This is a genomic window from Variovorax paradoxus, from assembly GCF_009498455.1.
GTDB lineage: Bacteria > Pseudomonadota > Gammaproteobacteria > Burkholderiales > Burkholderiaceae_C > Variovorax > Variovorax paradoxus_H.
Genome location: NZ_CP045644.1, coordinates 866,928 through 884,300, shown reverse-complemented (window position 1 = coordinate 884,300; position 17,373 = coordinate 866,928). Strand labels below are relative to the sequence as shown.

The window sequence follows — 17,373 nt, the reverse complement described above, 5'->3', positions numbered from 1 at the left end:
GGGATGCATTGAATTGAAGGCCGAAAGGCCACAGGAAACCAGCCGAACATGGCCACTTCTCAAATCGAAACCGTGAGCACGGGCGCCGACAAAGCCAAGCTGGCTGCGGCGGTGGTGCTGGCAGTGGGCGCCATCGTGGCGTTCTACCTGCTGTCGCGCCAAGGCTCGCTGGTGCAATGGGCTGCTCTGCTGGTCGGCTTGGCCGCGGCCGTGGGCGCCTTCGGCAGCTCCGAGAATGGCCGTCAGCTGTGGGCTTTCGGTCGTGACTCGTGGCGCGAGGTCAAGAAGGTTGTCTGGCCGACCCGCAAGGAATCGATGCAGATGACGGCCTATGTGTTCGCCTTCGTGGCGATCATGTCCGTCTTCCTCTGGCTCACCGACAAGACGCTCGAATGGGTGTTCTTTGACCTCATTCTGGGCTGGAGAAAATAATGACCGACGACGCAGTTGAAACCACGCCGAGCACGCCGGAAGAGGAGAAAAACCCCCTTCTGATGCCTGCTGCCAACCCTGATCTGCGTTGGTACGTGGTGCATGCCTATTCGGGCATGGAGAAGGCTGTCGAGCGCAACATCACCGAGCGCATCACCCGCGCCGGCATGCAAGACAAGTTCGGCCGCATCCTCGTTCCGACCGAAGAAGTGGTCGAGATCAAGAACGGCCAGAAGCGCACCACCGAGCGCCGTTTCTTCCCGGGCTACGTGCTGGTCGAAATGATCATGGACGACGAGAGCTGGCACCTGGTGAAGCACACCAACAAGGTGACGGGTTTCGTGGGCGGCGCCAAGAACCGTCCGGCCCCGATCTCGCAGAAGGAAGTCGAGGACATCGTCAACCAGATGCAGCAGGGCACCGAGAAGCCGCGCCACAAGGTCGAGTTCACGGTGGGTGAGTTCGTGCGCGTCAAGGAAGGCCCGTTCACCGACTTCAATGGCACGGTGGAAGACGTCAACTACGAGAAGAGCAAGGTCAGCGTGTCGGTCATGATTTTTGGCCGCGCCACCCCTGTGGAGCTCGAATTCGGTCAGGTCGAGAAGACCTGATCCCCTGGCCTGCCTTCGGGTGGGCCTGCCAGTTTCCGGCTGCGCGTTGTCCGACTCGGCGCGCGGCCTTGATCGAAGAGTCGTTTAACCCCGGGGAGCCGCGGCGAAAGCCCAGGCGATATCACCCGCAAGGAGCAAAGCATGGCGAAAAAAATCGTCGGCTTCATCAAGCTGCAAGTGCCAGCTGGTAAGGCCAACCCGTCACCACCCATCGGTCCCGCACTGGGCCAGCGTGGTTTGAACATCATGGAGTTCTGCAAGGCGTTCAACGCGCAAACCCAAGGCGTCGAGCCGGGTCTGCCGCTGCCGGTGGTCATCACCGCGTTCGCTGACAAGAGCTTCACCTTCATCATCAAGACGCCCCCGGCGATCACCTTGATCAAGAAGGCCATCAAGCTGGACAAGGGCTCGGCCCGTCCGCACACCGACAAGGTCGGCAAGATCACGCGCGCTCAGCTCGAAGAAATTGCCAAGGCCAAGATGAAGGACCTGACTGCCGCCGACCTCGACGCAGCAGTTCGCACCATCGCCGGCTCGGCCCGCTCGATGGGCGTGAATGTGGAGGGCGTGTAAATGTCCAAGATCACCAAGAAGCAAAAGTCGCTCGAAGGCAAGGTCGACAGCAACAAGCTGTACGCCTTGGCTGACGCCATCGTCATCGTCAAGGATGCCGCCACCGCCAAGTTCGACGAATCGATCGACGTGGCTGTGCAGCTCGGCATCGACGCGAAGAAGTCGGACCAAGTGGTTCGCGGCGCTGTCGTGCTGCCGAACGGCACCGGCAAGACCAAGCGCGTGGCTGTGTTCGCCCAAGGCGCCAAGGCTGAAGAAGCCAAGGCCGCCGGCGCCGACATCGTCGGCATGGACGACCTGGCTGCGATGGTCAAGGCTGGCGACATGCCTTTCGACGTCGTGATCGCTGCCCCTGACGCCATGCGCGTCGTCGGTACGCTCGGTCAGATCCTCGGCCCGCGTGGCCTGATGCCCAACCCCAAGGTTGGCACCGTGACGCCTGACGTCGCAACCGCTGTCAAGAACGCCAAGGCTGGCCAGGTCCAGTTCCGCGTCGACAAGGCCGGCATCATCCACGGCACGATCGGCCGTCGCTCGTTCGACAACGACAAGCTGCAAGGCAACCTCGCTGCGCTGATCGACGCTCTGGTCAAGGCCAAGCCCGCGACCAGCAAGGGTGTGTACCTGCGCAAGGTGGCTGTGTCGTCGACCATGGGTCTGGGTGTCCGCGTGGACACGCAAACCATCTCGGCGAGCTGAAGAGATTGGCCCGGCTCCGAAAGGAGCAGGGCGAATGTGGTGGGTCGCGGCAGCTTCGGTTGCCGCGAGCCATCCAAGACCGCTGGTGTGCAGGGCGCTGCACTTAATGGCCGGATCGATCCTTCCGGTATCCAGCGCAGATGGCGACCCCACTGCAAGGAATTTGATTTTGTTCCGAAACAGTTGGTCGCTGCATGAAGCGCGATCCGAGGCCCCGGCCGAAGGTCGCATTAAAAGGAGTAGACCTTGAGTCTGAATCGCAGTGAGAAAGAAGCGGTCATCAGTGATGTGACCAGCCTCGCCGCAAAAGCTCAAACGCTCGTGATGGCGGAATACCGTGGTATTTCGGTTGCCGACATGACCAAACTGCGTGCCGAAGCTCGCAGCAAGGGTGTGACCCTGAGTGTTCTGAAGAACACCCTGGCACGCCGTGCTGTGGCTGGTAGCGCATTTGAAGTCATTGGCGACCAGATGACCGGTCCGCTGATCTACGGCTTTTCCGAAGACGCAGTGGCCGCCGCCAAGGTGGTGGCCGACTTCGCGAAGACCAACGACAAGTTGGTGATTCGCGGTGGTGCGTTTGGCGGCAAGGCCCTGGACGTGAACGGCGTGAAGCAGCTCGCAAGCATCCCTTCGAAGGAAGTGCTGTTGGCGCAGTTGCTGGGCTTGATGCAATCCCCGATTTCCCGTACGGCACGCGTTCTCGCGGCGCTGGCCGCGAAGCGTGGCGAAGGCGAAGCAGCACCCGCAACCGATGCACCGGCGGAAGCCGAAGCGCAGCCCGCGTAAGCGGCCCGCGTTCGAAATATTCAACCCAATTGTTAGGAAACAAAAATGGCATTCGATAAAGACGCATTTCTGACCGCGCTTGACGGCATGACGGTCCTGGAACTCAACGACCTGGTGAAAGCCATCGAAGAGAAGTTTGGCGTGAGCGCTGCCGCCATGGCAGGCCCCGCAGCTGCCGGCCCTGCCGCTGCAGTCGCTGAAGAACAAACCGAATTCAACGTCATGCTGATGGATGCTGGCGCGAACAAGGTGTCGGCGATCAAGGCCGTGCGCGAAATCACCGGCCTGGGCCTCAAGGAAGCCAAGGACCTGGTGGAAGCCGCTCCCAAGGCTGTCAAGGAAGGCCTGTCGAAGGCTGACGCTGAAGCCGCCAAGAAGAAGCTGGAAGATGCCGGCGCCAAGGTGGAACTGAAGTAATTCAGACCCCCTAGAGGGCTGGAGGTGCCTGAAAAGGCCCTCCAGCCTTTGCCGCTTTCAGAGCGCACCCAAAAGGCGGCTTGGTTCCGGCTTTCCCGAAGACCGAAAGGTCGACGGAAAAGCAAAAGCCAAGACGATTTTTGAGTGTCTTCTGAACCCGACTGCAGAAGACCCCTTGGTTCGGGCGATGTGCAATGCATCGCCGTCCGCCAACGGCTGGTAGTGGCCAGCCGCCAAGCAGTGATGCCGTTCGTCCGGCATCGCTGACAAGTCGCTGAAGATCTCAAGCACCGGAGCTCTCATGGCCCAATCGTCCGCGTACAGTTACACCGAACGCAAGCGCATCCGAAAAAGTTTCGGTAACCGCGACAGCGTCGTCGAAATCCCTTACCTGCTGCAGATGCAGAAAGACGCGTACACCGCGTTCCTGCAAGCCGGCATCGCCCCCAAACAACGCACCGTCGAAGGCCTGCAGGCCGCATTCGACGCCGCCTTCCCGATCGTCTCGCACAACGGTTTCGTCGAGATGAAGTTCCTCGAGTACAACCTGGCGAAGCCGGCGTTCGATGTGCGTGAGTGCCAGACCCGTGGTCTGACCTTCGCCTCGGCCGTGCGCGCCAAGGTGCAGCTCATCATCTATGACCGCGAGTCGTCGACGTCGCAGTCGAAGGTGGTCAAGGAAGTGAAGGAACAAGAGGTCTACATGGGCGAAGTGCCGCTCATGACCGACAAGGGTTCGTTCATCATCAACGGCACCGAGCGCGTGATCGTCTCGCAGCTGCACCGTTCGCCCGGCGTGTTCTTCGAACACGACAAGGGCAAGACGCACAGCTCGGGCAAGCTGCTGTTCTCGGCCCGCGTGATTCCTTACCGCGGTTCGTGGCTCGACTTCGAATTCGACCCGAAGGACATGCTGTACTTCCGCGTGGACCGTCGCCGCAAGATGCCGGTCACGATCCTGCTGAAGGCCATCGGCCTGAACCCGGAATCGATCCTCGCGAACTTCTTCGTGAACGACAACTTCCGCCTGATGGACAGCGGCGCGCAGATGGAGTTCGTCTCCGAGCGCCTGCGCGGCGAAGTCGCGCGCTTCGACATCACCGACAAGTCGGGCAAGGTCGTGGTCGCCAAGGACAAGCGCGTCACCGCGCGCCACACGCGTGAGCTCGAGCAGGGCGGCACCACGCACATCAGCGTGCCGGAAGACTTCCTGATCGGCCGCGTGATCGCCCGCAACATCGTCGACGCCGACTCCGGTGAAATTCTGGCCAAGGCCAACGATGAACTGACCGAAGCACTGCTGAAGAAGCTGCGCACCTCGGGCGTGCAGGACATCCAGGTCATCTACACGAACGAACTGGACCAGGGCGCGTACATCTCGCAAACGCTGCGCATCGACGAAACCGTCGACGAGTTCGCCGCGCGCGTGGCCATCTACCGCATGATGCGCCCCGGCGAGCCGCCGACGGAAGACGCCGTGCAGGCCCTGTTCCAGCGCCTGTTCTACAACCCGGACACGTACGACCTGTCGCGCGTGGGCCGCATGAAGTTCAACGCCAAGGTCGGCCGCGACGAATCCACCGGCCCGATGGTGCTGACCAACGAAGACATCCTGGCCGTGGTCAAGATCCTCGTGGACCTGCGCAACGGAAACGGCGAAGTCGACGACATCGACCACCTGGGCAACCGCCGCGTGCGTTGCGTCGGCGAACTGGCCGAAAACCAGTACCGCACCGGCCTGGCACGTATCGAGAAGGCCGTGAAGGAACGTCTGGGTCAGGCCGAGCAAGAGCCACTGATGCCGCACGACCTGATCAACAGCAAGCCGATCTCGGCCGCGCTGAAGGAATTCTTCGGTGCGTCGCAGCTGTCGCAGTTCATGGACCAGACGAACCCGCTGTCCGAAATCACTCACAAGCGCCGCGTGTCGGCCCTTGGCCCGGGTGGTCTGACGCGCGAACGTGCAGGCTTCGAAGTGCGCGACGTGCACGTGACCCACTACGGCCGCGTGTGCCCGATCGAAACGCCTGAAGGCCCGAACATCGGTCTGATCAACTCGCTGGCTCTGTACGCCCGCCTGAACGAATACGGTTTCATCGAGACGCCGTACCGCCGCGTGGTCGACAGCAAGGTCACGATGGACATCGACTACCTCTCGGCCATCGAAGAAGGCAAGTACGTCATCGCCCAGGCCAACGCGGTCCTGGACAAGGACGGCAAGCTGACCGGCGATCTGGTCTCGGCGCGTGAAGCCGGCGAATCGATCCTGGTGGGTGCCGAGCGCATCCAGTACATGGACGTGTCGCCCGCGCAGATCGTGTCGGTGGCTGCCTCGCTCGTGCCGTTCCTGGAGCACGACGATGCGAACCGCGCGCTGATGGGCGCCAACATGCAGCGTCAGGCCGTGCCTGTGCTGCGTCCCGAAAAGCCGATGGTCGGTACCGGTATCGAGCGCGTTTCCGCGGTCGACTCGGGCACCGTGGTCACGGCCACCCGCGGCGGTATCGTCGACTACGTCGATGCGACCCGTGTCGTGGTGCGCGTGAACGACGCCGAAGCGGCTGCCGGTGAAGTCGGTGTGGACATCTACAACCTGATCAAGTATCAGCGTTCGAACCAGAACACCAACATCCACCAGCGTCCCATCGTCAAGCGCGGCGACAAGATCGCCAAGGGCGACGTGGTGGCCGACGGCGCATCGACCGACCTCGGCGAACTGGCCCTCGGCCAGAACATGCTGATCGCGTTCATGCCCTGGAACGGCTACAACTTCGAAGACTCGATCCTGATCTCCGAACGCGTCGTTGCCGAAGACCGCTACACCTCGATCCACATCGAGGAACTGGTGGTGATGGCTCGCGACACGAAGCTGGGCGCCGAAGAAATCACGCGCGACATCCCGAACCTGGCCGAGCAGCAGCTCAACCGCCTCGACGAATCCGGCATCATTTATGTCGGCGCCGAAGTGCAGCCGGGCGACACGCTGGTGGGCAAGGTCACGCCGAAGGGCGAGACCACGCTGACGCCTGAAGAGAAGCTGCTTCGCGCCATCTTCGGCGAGAAGGCTTCCGACGTGAAGGACACCTCGCTGCGTGTGGACCAGGGCTCGCAAGGCACCGTGATCGACGTGCAGGTGTTCACCCGCGAAGGCATCCAGCGCGACAAGCGCGCCCAGCAGATCATCGACGATGAGCTGAAGCGCTTCCGCCTCGACCTGAACGACCAGCTGCGCATCGTCGAAGCCGACGCGTTCGACCGTATCGAGAAGCTGCTGACCGGCAAGGTCGCCAACGGCGGCCCGAACAAGCTGGCCAAGGGCACCAAGCTCGACAAGGCCTACCTTTCGTCGGTCGAGAAGTTCCACTGGTTCGACATCCGCCCGGCGGAAGACGAAGTGGCTTCGCAGCTCGAGTCGATCAAGAACTCGCTCGAGCAGACGCGCCACAGCTTCGACCTCGCGTTCGAAGAAAAGCGCAAGAAGCTCACGCAGGGCGACGAGCTGCCCGCGGGCGTGCTCAAGATGGTCAAGGTCTACCTGGCCGTCAAGCGCCGCCTGCAACCCGGCGACAAGATGGCCGGCCGCCACGGCAACAAGGGTGTGGTGTCCAAGATCGTTCCGGTCGAAGACATGCCCCACATGGCCGACGGCACGCCGTGCGACATCTGCCTGAACCCGCTGGGCGTGCCTTCGCGGATGAACGTGGGCCAGGTGCTTGAAGTGCACTTGGGCTGGGCCGGCAAGGGCATCGGCCAGCGCATCGGTGACATGCTGCAGCAAGAGGCCAAGGTGGCCGAGCTGCGCAAGTTCCTGGAGCAGCTGTACAACGGCTCGGGCCGCAAGGAAGAGCTCGGCCAGCTGAGCGACACCGAGCTGCTCGATATGGCGGCCAACCTGCAAAGCGGCGCGACCTTCGCGACGCCGGTGTTCGACGGCGCCTCGGAAGAAGAAATCCGCGGCATGCTGAAGCTCGCCTACCCGGACGACATCGCCAAGCTCAAGGGCCTGACGGATACGCGCACGCAGGCGTACCTGTACGACGGCCGCACCGGCGACCAGTTCGAGCGTCCCGTCACCGTCGGCTACATGCACTTCTTGAAGCTGCACCACCTGGTGGACGACAAGATGCACGCGCGTTCGACCGGCCCGTACTCGCTCGTCACGCAGCAACCGCTGGGCGGCAAGGCGCAGTTCGGCGGCCAGCGTTTCGGTGAAATGGAAGTGTGGGCGCTGGAAGCTTACGGCGCCGCCTACGTCCTGCAGGAAATGCTGACCGTGAAGTCCGACGACGTGCAAGGCCGTACCAAGGTGTACGAAAGCATCGTCAAGGGCGAGCACTCGATCGAAGCCGGCATGCCGGAATCGTTCAACGTGCTGGTCAAGGAAATTCGTTCGCTGGGTCTCGACATCGAGCTCGAGCGTTCCTAAGTTGAAAAGGGAAAGAGTCTTATGAAATCGCTACTCGACCTGTTCAAGCAATTCACGCCCGATGAGCATTTCGATGCCATCAAGATCGGCATGGCTTCGCCCGAGAAGATCCGTTCGTGGTCTTTCGGCGAGGTGAAGAAGCCTGAGACGATCAACTACCGCACGTTCAAGCCCGAGCGCGACGGTCTGTTCTGCGCCAAGATCTTCGGCCCCATCAAGGACTACGAGTGCCTGTGCGGCAAGTACAAGCGCCTGAAGCACCGCGGCGTGATCTGCGAGAAGTGCGGCGTTGAAGTCACGCAGACCAAGGTGCGTCGCGAGCGCATGGGTCACATCGACCTGGCCGCGCCCTGCGCCCACATCTGGTTCCTGAAGTCGCTGCCGTCGCGTCTGGGCCTCGTGCTCGACATGACGCTGCGCGACATCGAACGCGTGCTGTACTTCGAAGCGTACGTGATCACCGACCCCGGCATGACCCCGCTGAAGAAGTTCGGCATCATGTCCGAGGACGACTACGACGCCAAGCGCAAGGAATACGGTGACGAGTTCATCGCCAAGATGGGCGCCGAAGGCATCAAGGACCTGCTCGAAGGCATCGAACTCGACAGCGAGATCGAACGCCTGCGCGGCGACCTGACCGGCTCCGAAGTCAAGGTCAAGAAGAACTCCAAGCGCCTGAAGGTGCTTGAGGCCTTCCGCAAGTCGGGCATCAAGCCCAACTGGATGGTGCTCGAAGTGCTGCCCGTGCTGCCGCCGGACCTGCGTCCGCTGGTGCCGCTGGACGGCGGCCGCTTTGCGACCTCCGACCTGAACGACCTGTACCGCCGCGTCATCAACCGCAACTCGCGTCTGCGCCGCCTGCTGGAGCTGAAGGCTCCGGAAATCATTGCTCGCAATGAAAAGCGGATGCTGCAAGAGGCGGTCGACTCGCTGCTGGACAACGGCCGTCGCGGCAAGGCCATGACGGGCGCCAACAAGCGCGCACTGAAGTCGCTGGCCGACATGATCAAGGGCAAGAGCGGTCGTTTCCGCCAGAACTTGCTGGGCAAGCGCGTGGACTACTCGGGCCGTTCGGTCATCGTGGTGGGCCCGACGCTCAAGCTGCACCAGTGCGGCCTGCCCAAGCTGATGGCGCTCGAACTGTTCAAGCCCTTCATCTTCTCGCGCCTCGAAGCCATGGGCATCGCGACGACGATCAAGGCTGCCAAGAAGGAAGTCGAATCGGGCACGCCGGTGGTCTGGGACATCCTGGAAGAAGTGATCAAGGAACACCCGGTCATGCTGAACCGTGCGCCTACGCTGCACCGTTTGGGCATCCAGGCGTTCGAGCCGATCCTGATCGAAGGCAAGGCCATCCAGCTGCACCCGCTCGTTTGCGCGGCCTTCAACGCCGACTTCGACGGCGACCAGATGGCCGTTCACGTGCCGCTGTCGGTGGAAGCACAGATGGAAGCCCGCACGCTGATGCTGGCCTCCAACAACGTGCTGTTCCCGGCGTCGGGCGAACCGTCGATCGTTCCTTCGCAGGACGTGGTGCTGGGTCTGTACTACACGACCCGCGACCGCATCAACGGCAAGGGCGAGGGCCTGATCTTCTCCGACATCGGTGAAGTGCAGCGCGCGCTGGACGCCAACGAAGTCGAACTCACCGCCAAGGTGGCAGTGCGTATCACGGAGTACACCAAGGACAAGGACACCGGCGTCTTCACGCCGTCGACCTCGCTCGTGGACACCACCGTGGGCCGTGCCCTGCTGTCCGAGATCCTGCCGAAGGGCCTGCCGTTCTCGAACATCAACAAGGCGCTGAAGAAGAAGGAAATCTCCAAGCTCATCAACGTCTCGTTCCGCAAGTGCGGCCTGAAAGAGACCGTCGTGTTCGCCGACAAGCTGCTGCAAAACGGCTTCCGTCTGGCGACCAAGGCCGGCATCTCGATCGCGATCGACGACATGCTGGTGCCCGCTGAAAAGCACGGCATCATCGAGCGCTCGGCCAAGGAAGTGAAGGAGATCGAACAGCAGTACGTCTCCGGTCTCGTGACCTCCGGCGAGCGCTACAACAAGGTGGTGGACATCTGGGGCAAGGCCGGCGACGAAGTGTCGAAGGTCATGATGGCCAAGCTGTCCAAGCAGCGCGTCATCGACCGCCACGGCAAGGAAGTCGAGCAGGAGTCGTTCAACTCCATCTACATGATGGCCGACTCCGGCGCCCGCGGTTCCGCAGCGCAGATTCGCCAGGTGGCCGGTATGCGGGGCCTGATGGCCAAGCCGGACGGCTCGATCATCGAGACGCCCATTACCGCGAACTTCCGCGAAGGCCTGAACGTGCTGGAGTACTTCATCTCCACCCACGGTGCCCGTAAGGGTCTGGCCGACACGGCGCTGAAGACGGCGAACTCGGGTTACCTGACCCGTCGTCTGGTCGACGTGACGCAAGACCTGGTCGTGACCGAGCAGGACTGCGGCACGCACGGCGGCTACCTGATGCGCGCCATCGTCGAAGGCGGTGAAGTGATCGAGTCGCTGCGCGACCGAATCCTCGGCCGCTCGGCTGCGGACGACGTGCTGCACCCGGAAAACCGTTCGGTGCTGCTGAAGGCCGGCGAGATGTTCGACGAAGACAACATCGAAGCACTGGAAGCCCAGGGCGTCGACGAAGTCAAGGTCCGCACCGCGCTGACCTGCGAAACGCGTTTCGGCATCTGCGCGACCTGCTACGGCCGCGACCTGGGCCGCGGCGGCCTGATCAACATCGGCGAAGCCGTCGGTGTGATCGCTGCCCAGTCCATCGGTGAGCCCGGCACGCAGCTGACGATGCGTACCTTCCACATCGGCGGTGCCGCGTCGCGCGCTGCCATCGCTTCGAGCGTGGAAGCCAAGTCGAACGGCTCGATCGGCTTCAACGCCACGATGCGCTACGTGACCAACAGCAAGAGCGAGCTGGTCGTGATTTCGCGTTCGGGCGAGATCGTCATCCATGACGAGCACGGCCGTGAGCGCGAGCGTCACAAGGTGCCGTACGGCGCGATCCTGGCCGTCAAGGCCGACCAGCAGATCAAGGCCGGCCACGTGCTCGCCAACTGGGACCCGCTGACCCGCCCGATCATTACCGAGTTCGCCGGCAAGGCGCAGTTCGAGAACGTCGAGGAAGGCCTGACGGTCGCCAAGCAGGTGGACGAAGTGACCGGTCTGTCGACACTGGTCGTGATCGACCCGAAGCGCCGCGGCGCTGCCAAGGTCGTGCGTCCGCAGGTCAAGCTGATCGACGCCCAAGGCCTCGAGGTGAAGATCCCCGGCACCGACCACTCGGTGACGATCGGCTTCCCGATCGGCTCGCTGGTGCAGATCCGCGACGGCCAGGACGTGGGCCCCGGCGAAGTGCTGGCACGCATCCCGGTCGAAGGTCAGAAGACCCGAGACATCACCGGCGGTCTGCCGCGCGTGGCCGAGCTGTTCGAAGCCCGTTCGCCGAAGGACAAGGGCATGCTGGCCGAAATGACCGGTACCGTGTCGTTCGGCAAGGAAACGAAGGGCAAGATTCGCCTGCAGATCACCGATCCCGAAGGCGGCGTCTACGAAGACCTCGTGCCGAAGGAAAAGAACATCCTGGTGCACGAAGGCCAAGTGGTGAACAAGGGCGAAAGCGTGGTCGACGGCCCGGCGGACCCGCAGGACATCCTGCGCCTGCTGGGTTCGGAAGAACTCGCGCGCTACATCGTGGACGAAGTGCAGGACGTGTACCGTTTGCAGGGTGTGAAGATCAACGACAAGCACATCGAGGTGATCGTTCGCCAGATGCTGCGTCGCGTCGTGGTCGACAACATCGGCGACACGAGCTACATCTCCGGCGAACAGGTCGAACGCAGCGAAATGCTCAACACCAACGACGCCCTGCGCGCCGACGGCAAGATCCCCGCGACGTTCACCAACCTGCTGCTGGGTATCACGAAGGCGTCGCTGTCGACCGACTCGTTCATCTCGGCGGCTTCGTTCCAGGAAACGACGCGCGTGCTGACCGAAGCCGCGATCATGGGCAAGCGCGACGAGCTGCGCGGTCTGAAGGAAAACGTCATCGTCGGTCGCCTGATTCCCGCAGGCACCGGCATGGCGTACCACCAGGCCCGCAAGGTCAAGGACGCCATGGACGAGGCCGAGCGCCGCGCCATCGCCGAGTCGGAAGCCGCCGATCTGGCCGGCTCCAGCGACAGCGATGCGACGACCAGCACGGTGGACGCCAACGAAGGCGCCGCGACCGAGTAATTGGTTAGCATCACCGGCATGACCGGTAGCCCACGCCCCCCGACCGAACCGGTCGGGGGGCGTTTTTCTTTGTGTTTCCTGGGTTTTGACCGATGACCAAGAGGTTCTGTTTCCGATGAGCGTCCTGCCCGATTCGCTGGCCGGCTGGCTCGTTGTCGCGCTGCTGCTGTTCTGGTTCGTGGGTGCGTACAACCGGCTCGTGCGTTTGCGCGCTGCCGTGCTCCAGGCCTATGCCGTGCTCGACGTGGCACTGCGCAAGCAGCTCGATTTCGTCCAGGCCAGCATCACCGCCGCACCGCGGCCCGAGACGCCGCCCGAAGGCGCGCCCACCGTGGCGCCATTGCAGGCGGCCACCACGCAGCTCGCGACCCTGCTCGGCGCGACGCGCGTGCGCCCGCTCGACCCGGGCAGCATGGCGGCGCTGGCCACCGCGCTGCAGGTGCTCATTGCCGCGTGGCGGCGCCAGTACCCGGGCGCGGTCACCGTGTTCGACGCGGACGGCACGCTGTCGCGGCCGGCGCCGCTGATGCCTGGCATGAGGGGCGCGTCCGATCCGGCCGCGCCCATCGCCTGGCCCGAGCCGTCGGCGGCAGCGGAAATTGCGCGGGGCCAGTTCAACCAGGCCGTGGCGCAGTACAACGCAGGCATTGCCCAGTTCCCGGCGCTGCTGGTGGCCTGGATCGTGCGACTGCGGCCCGCGGCCCCGCTGCTTTGACCTGACCCGATCCGACGACAGGCGGGTAACGCCTTCGTTTCCATTTCCACCGCGCGGCGTGCTGTCTTTCTCGCCCGTTACCATCGGCTCCAACTTGTCAGCAGATCTTTCCTCCGACCCCTCTTCGGGCAGCGCCTCCTCGGCGCCGCAACAACCGCCGCTCTGGCGCCAACTGCAACTGACCGCAGGGGCGCTGGCGTCGATTCGCGCCGGCACCTCGGGCACCGTCGCGTTCGAGGCCGTCGAGCCCGCGCTGCGCCCCGGCGTGCAGGCCCTGGGCTTCCAGGTGCTGCGCTGGCTCGGTCGCGCCGAGGCGCTGCGCCGCCACCTGGCCAAGCGCACGCCGCCGCCGTTGCCCGACGCCTTGCTGTGCACCGCGCTCGCGCTGGCCTGGCACAGCGACCACGCGCCCTACGAGCCCTTCACGCTGGTCGACCAGGCTGTTGAGGCTGCCAAGCGCAACCCGGCGACGCGGGCGCAGGCCAGCTTCATCAACGCCTGCCTGCGCCGCTTCCTGCGCGAGCGCGACGAACTCGTGGCGGCCACCGACAGCGAACCGGTCGCGCAGTGGAACCACCCGCGCTGGTGGATCGAACGCTTGAAGCGCGACCATCCGCGCGACTGGCAGCGTGTGCTGTCGGCAGACAACGCCCAGGCGCCGATGACCCTGCGCGTCAACGCGCTGCAATCGACGCCGGCGGCCTACCTGCTGGAACTCGAGGCTGTGGGCCTCGGCGCCACGCGCGTCGGCGCCGATGGCTTGCAGCTCACGCGGGCCCGCCCGGTGCAGCAATTGCCCGGTTTCGCCGACGGCGCCTGCTCCGTACAGGACGCCGCCGCGCAACTCGCCGCGCCCTTGCTGCTCGACGGCCTGCTGCCGGCCACGCCCGGCGCCGCGCCGCTGCGTGTGCTGGATGCCTGCGCCGCCCCCGGTGGCAAGACCGCGCATCTGATTGAACGGGCCGGCACCCACGCCATCGAAGTGACGGCGCTGGAGGTCGATGGCGTGCGCAGCCGCCGCATCGACGAGACGCTCACCCGCCTCGGCCTGAAGGCCAAGGTCGTGGTGGCCGATGCCGGCCGCCCCGCCGACTGGTGGGACGGCGTGCTGTTCGACGCCATCCTGCTGGACGCGCCGTGCACCGCCTCGGGCATCGTGCGGCGCCATCCCGACGTGCGCTGGCTGCGCCGCGAGAGCGACACCGCCCAGTTGGCGACCCAGCAGGCGACGCTGCTGGCCGCGCTCTGGCCGCTGGTGCGGCCCGGCGGCCGGCTGCTTTACTGCACCTGTTCCGTGTTCCGCGAAGAAGGCTCGCAACAAATTGATGCGTTTCTTGTACGCAACACCGACGCCCGATTGCTGCCGTCCCCGGGACACTTGCTGCCTCAAAGTGGGGCGAATGCCCGTGGCGTCCCGGACAATCCTTCTGGTGACCACGACGGCTTCTTCTACGCCCTGCTTGAAAAACCCGCGCCGCACTGACGGCCGCCGGTCGATCCTGTGGGCCGGCTTGCTGCTGGTCTGGGCCCTGTGGATGGCCCTGTTCCCCGCCGTCGCCACCGCCCAGGCCCGGGCCGCCGGCGGCGCCACCATCACCCAGATGCGCCTGGAACAGGCCGACGACGGCGTGTACCTCAGCGCGGCCGTGCAGTTCGAGCTGCCCACGCTGGTGGAAGACGTGCTCGACAAGGGCATCGCCATCTACTTCGTGGCCGAGGCCGAGGTCTTCCAGGAGCGCTGGTACTGGACCGACCGCAAGGTCGCCCAGGTGGCGCGCCACATGCGGCTGGCTTACCAGCCCCTCACGCGCCGCTGGCGGCTCAACGTGTCGCCGGTGCCGATCACCGGCGCCGCCGGCTTCGGCATCTCGCTGAACCAGAACTTCGACAGCCTCGGCGACGCGCTCGAGGCCATCAAGCGCATCGGCCGGTTGCGCCTGGGCGACGCCGCCGAGATCGGCGACGAGCCGCTGCACCAGGTCACCTTCCGCTTCCGGCTCGACACTTCGCAGCTGCCGCGCCCCTTCCAGATCGGCATGGTCGGGCAGGCCGAATGGAACATCGCGGCCGAGCGCACCGCCCGGCTGCCGCTGGAGAAACAGCGGTGAGCAGCAAGCCGCGCAGCGGCGCCGCGGCCACGCCGGCCGCCCGCCGCTCGCGCGCGCTGCGCTGGGCGGTGGGCGTCGGCGCCGCGATGGTCACGGCCATCGGCCTGGTGCTGATGTTCCTGCTCGCGCAGGCCACCAACAACCGCGCGCTGTACGAGCGCTACTACGTGCGCCTGTTCGGCATCAACGTGGTGGTGGCCGTGCTGCTGGTGCTGGTGATCGGCTGGGTCGCGTTTCGCCTCCTGCGCCGGCTGCGGCAGGGCAAGTTCGGCAGCCGGCTGCTGATCAAGCTCGCCGCCATCTTCGCGCTCGTGGGCGTGGTGCCTGGGGCGCTGGTCTACGTGGTGTCTTACCAGTTCGTCGCGCGCTCGATCGAGAGCTGGTTCGACGTCAAGGTCGAGGGCGCGCTCGATGCCGGCCTGAACCTGGGCCGCGCCACGCTCGATTCGCTCTCCGACGACCTCGCCGCGAAAACCCGCACCGCCAGCGCCCAGCTGGCGCAGGTGCCCGATGCGAGCGCGGGGCTGCTCCTGGAGCGCATCCGGGACCAGCTCGAAGCCAGCGACGTGATCCTCTGGACCGGCTCGGGCCAGCTGGTGGCCAGCGCCGGCGCGTCGCGTTTCCAACTGAACCCCGAGCGGCCGACCGTGCAGCAGTTTCGCCAGGTGCGCCCCGACCGCGCTGTCGCGCACATCGAGGGCCTGGAAGAAACCGCGCTGCCCAGCGCCACGCCGCCGACCGCCAGCGTGCGCGCGCTCGCCATGGTGCAGCGGCCGGGTTTCGATTTCGATACGGCACCACGTTACCTGCAGGTCACGCGGCCGTTGCCGCCCGCCGTGGTCGCCAATGCATTGGCCGTGCAGGAGGCCAACCGCGAATACCAGGAGCGCGCGCTCGCGCGCGAGGGGCTGCGCCGCATGTACATCGGCACGCTCACGCTGAGCCTGTTCCTCGCCGTGTTCGGCGCGGTGCTGCTGGCCGTGCTCTTCGGCAACCAGCTGGCGCGCCCGCTGCTCGTGCTGGCCGACGGCGTGCGCCAGGTGGCCGCCGGCGACCTGCGGCCCACCGCCGTGCTGCAGGGCAAGGACGAGTTGGGCGGCCTCACGCGTTCGTTCGCCGTCATGACCCAGCAGCTGGCCGATGCGCGCGGTGCGGTCGAAAAAACCATGGACCAGCTCGACGCCGCCCGCGGCAACCTGCAGACCATCCTCGACAACCTGACCTCGGGCGTGATCGTCCTCGACGCCAAGGGCACCGTGCTGTCCACCAACCCGGGCGCCACCCGCGTGCTGCGCGCGCCGCTTGCCGCCTACGAAGGCAAGGCGCTGGTCGATGTGCCGGGGCTGGCCGACTTCGGTGCCAAGGTGCAGCAGCAGTTCGACGAGTTCCTGGTCGAGCGCATGCAGCACGGGCTCGATCACTGGCAGCACGCCTTCGAGCTGCACGCCACCGGCAACGACCTGCCGCAGCAGGACGACGCCATCAACATCGTCGCGCGCGGCGCCGAACTGCCGGGCGAGGCGCGGCTGCTGGTGTTCGACGACATCTCCGAAATCGTCTCGGCCCAGCGTGCGCAGGCCTGGGGCGAGGTGGCGCGCCGCCTGGCGCACGAAATCAAGAACCCGCTCACGCCGATCCAGCTGTCGGCCGAGCGGCTCGAGATGAAGCTCTCGGGCAAGGTGGCGCCGCCCGAGCAGGCCATTCTGGTGAAGTCGGTCAAGACCATCGTCGACCAGGTCGATGCGATGAAGCGGCTGGTGAACGAGTTCCGCGACTACGCGCGACTGCCTGCGGCTGACCTCAAGCCGGTGGATCTCAATGCGCTGCTGGCCGACGTGCTGCAGCTGTACCACACCGAGAACCTGCCCATCACGCTGCGATCGGAGCTCGACGAGCGCTGCCCGCCCGTGCGCGGCGACGAACAGCAGATCCGACAGGTCGTGCACAACCTGCTGCAGAACGCACAGGACGCCGCCGAGGCCGCCGCCAGCGGCACGGGCCGGGTGGGCGAGGTCGTCATCCGCACCCGGCTGGGCGATTCGGGCCAGCGCGTGCGTCTCACGGTGCAGGACAGCGGGCCCGGCTTTGCCGAAAATATTCTCAAGCGCGCCTTCGAGCCCTACGTCACGACGAAAACAAAAGGTACCGGTTTGGGCCTGGCTGTCGTCAAGAAGATCGCCGACGAACACGGCGCGCGCATCGAGCTTTCCAACCGTGTCGTGGACGGGGCTGTGGCAGGGGCGCAAGTCTCGCTATCATTCGCGCTGGCAGGCGAACCGCGGGCAGCGGTCGCTCACACCGAAGATTCGAAATCTTCGTCCGCCTGAGTACCGGCGAATCCAGCCC

The 17,373-nt window shown here is 64.9% G+C and carries 12 protein-coding genes; all 12 read left to right on the top strand.

The features are described from left to right. Positions 1-48 precede the first annotated feature (48 nt). The 12 genes from secE to GFK26_RS03985 all read left to right on the top strand — a co-directional run bounded on the left by secE (position 49) and on the right by GFK26_RS03985 (position 17,354). A complete protein-coding gene (gene secE / locus GFK26_RS04040) occupies positions 49-432 on the top strand; it encodes a preprotein translocase subunit SecE (RefSeq protein ID WP_062479313.1) in 384 nt (127 codons plus the stop codon). Beyond that, on the top strand, positions 432-1,043 hold the full coding sequence (gene nusG, locus GFK26_RS04035; RefSeq protein WP_099794852.1) for a transcription termination/antitermination protein NusG: 612 nt from the start codon (positions 432-434) through the stop codon (positions 1,041-1,043). Before secE ends, nusG begins: the two co-directional genes overlap by 1 nt. Positions 1,044-1,184: 141 nt before the next feature. Next, entirely contained in the window at positions 1,185-1,616 is a 432-nt protein-coding gene (gene rplK / locus GFK26_RS04030; protein ID WP_056584627.1) for a 50S ribosomal protein L11, read from the top strand. Beyond that, positions 1,617-2,315: a 50S ribosomal protein L1 gene (rplA, locus tag GFK26_RS04025; protein ID WP_101488432.1), complete on the top strand. Its 699-nt coding sequence runs from the start codon at positions 1,617-1,619 to the stop codon at positions 2,313-2,315. A 246-nt stretch (positions 2,316-2,561) separates the two neighbouring features. Continuing rightward, positions 2,562-3,104: a 50S ribosomal protein L10 gene (gene rplJ, locus GFK26_RS04020; protein WP_099794853.1), complete on the top strand. Its 543-nt coding sequence runs from the start codon at positions 2,562-2,564 to the stop codon at positions 3,102-3,104. A 45-nt stretch (positions 3,105-3,149) separates the two neighbouring features. Further along, the gene (gene rplL, locus GFK26_RS04015) at positions 3,150-3,521 is read left to right on the top strand and encodes a 50S ribosomal protein L7/L12 (protein WP_153280871.1); all 372 of its coding nucleotides are present in this window, start codon (positions 3,150-3,152) and stop codon (positions 3,519-3,521) included. Between the two features lie 301 nt (positions 3,522-3,822). Continuing rightward, entirely contained in the window at positions 3,823-7,947 is a 4,125-nt protein-coding gene (gene rpoB, locus GFK26_RS04010) for a DNA-directed RNA polymerase subunit beta (protein WP_153280870.1), read from the top strand. Positions 7,948-7,968: 21 nt separating this feature from the next. After that, complete coding sequence (gene rpoC, locus GFK26_RS04005; RefSeq protein ID WP_153280869.1) at positions 7,969-12,204, top strand: DNA-directed RNA polymerase subunit beta'; 4,236 nt, start codon at positions 7,969-7,971, stop codon at positions 12,202-12,204. A 115-nt stretch (positions 12,205-12,319) separates the two neighbouring features. Then, positions 12,320-12,919, top strand: a complete 600-nt coding sequence (locus GFK26_RS04000) for a lema family protein (protein ID WP_153280868.1) — start codon at positions 12,320-12,322, stop codon at positions 12,917-12,919. A gap of 94 nt (positions 12,920-13,013) precedes the next feature. Continuing rightward, the gene (gene rsmB, locus GFK26_RS03995) at positions 13,014-14,402 is read left to right on the top strand and encodes a 16S rRNA (cytosine(967)-C(5))-methyltransferase RsmB (protein WP_153280867.1); all 1,389 of its coding nucleotides are present in this window, start codon (positions 13,014-13,016) and stop codon (positions 14,400-14,402) included. Next, positions 14,380-15,027, top strand: a complete 648-nt coding sequence (locus GFK26_RS03990) for a DUF4390 domain-containing protein (RefSeq protein WP_416222539.1) — start codon at positions 14,380-14,382, stop codon at positions 15,025-15,027. Before rsmB ends, GFK26_RS03990 begins: the two co-directional genes overlap by 23 nt. Then, positions 15,024-17,354, top strand: coding sequence for a sensor histidine kinase (locus tag GFK26_RS03985; protein WP_153280865.1), 2,331 nt, complete (start codon positions 15,024-15,026; stop codon positions 17,352-17,354). The genes GFK26_RS03990 and GFK26_RS03985 overlap by 4 nt, the downstream gene beginning before the upstream one ends. Positions 17,355-17,373 lie beyond the last annotated feature (19 nt).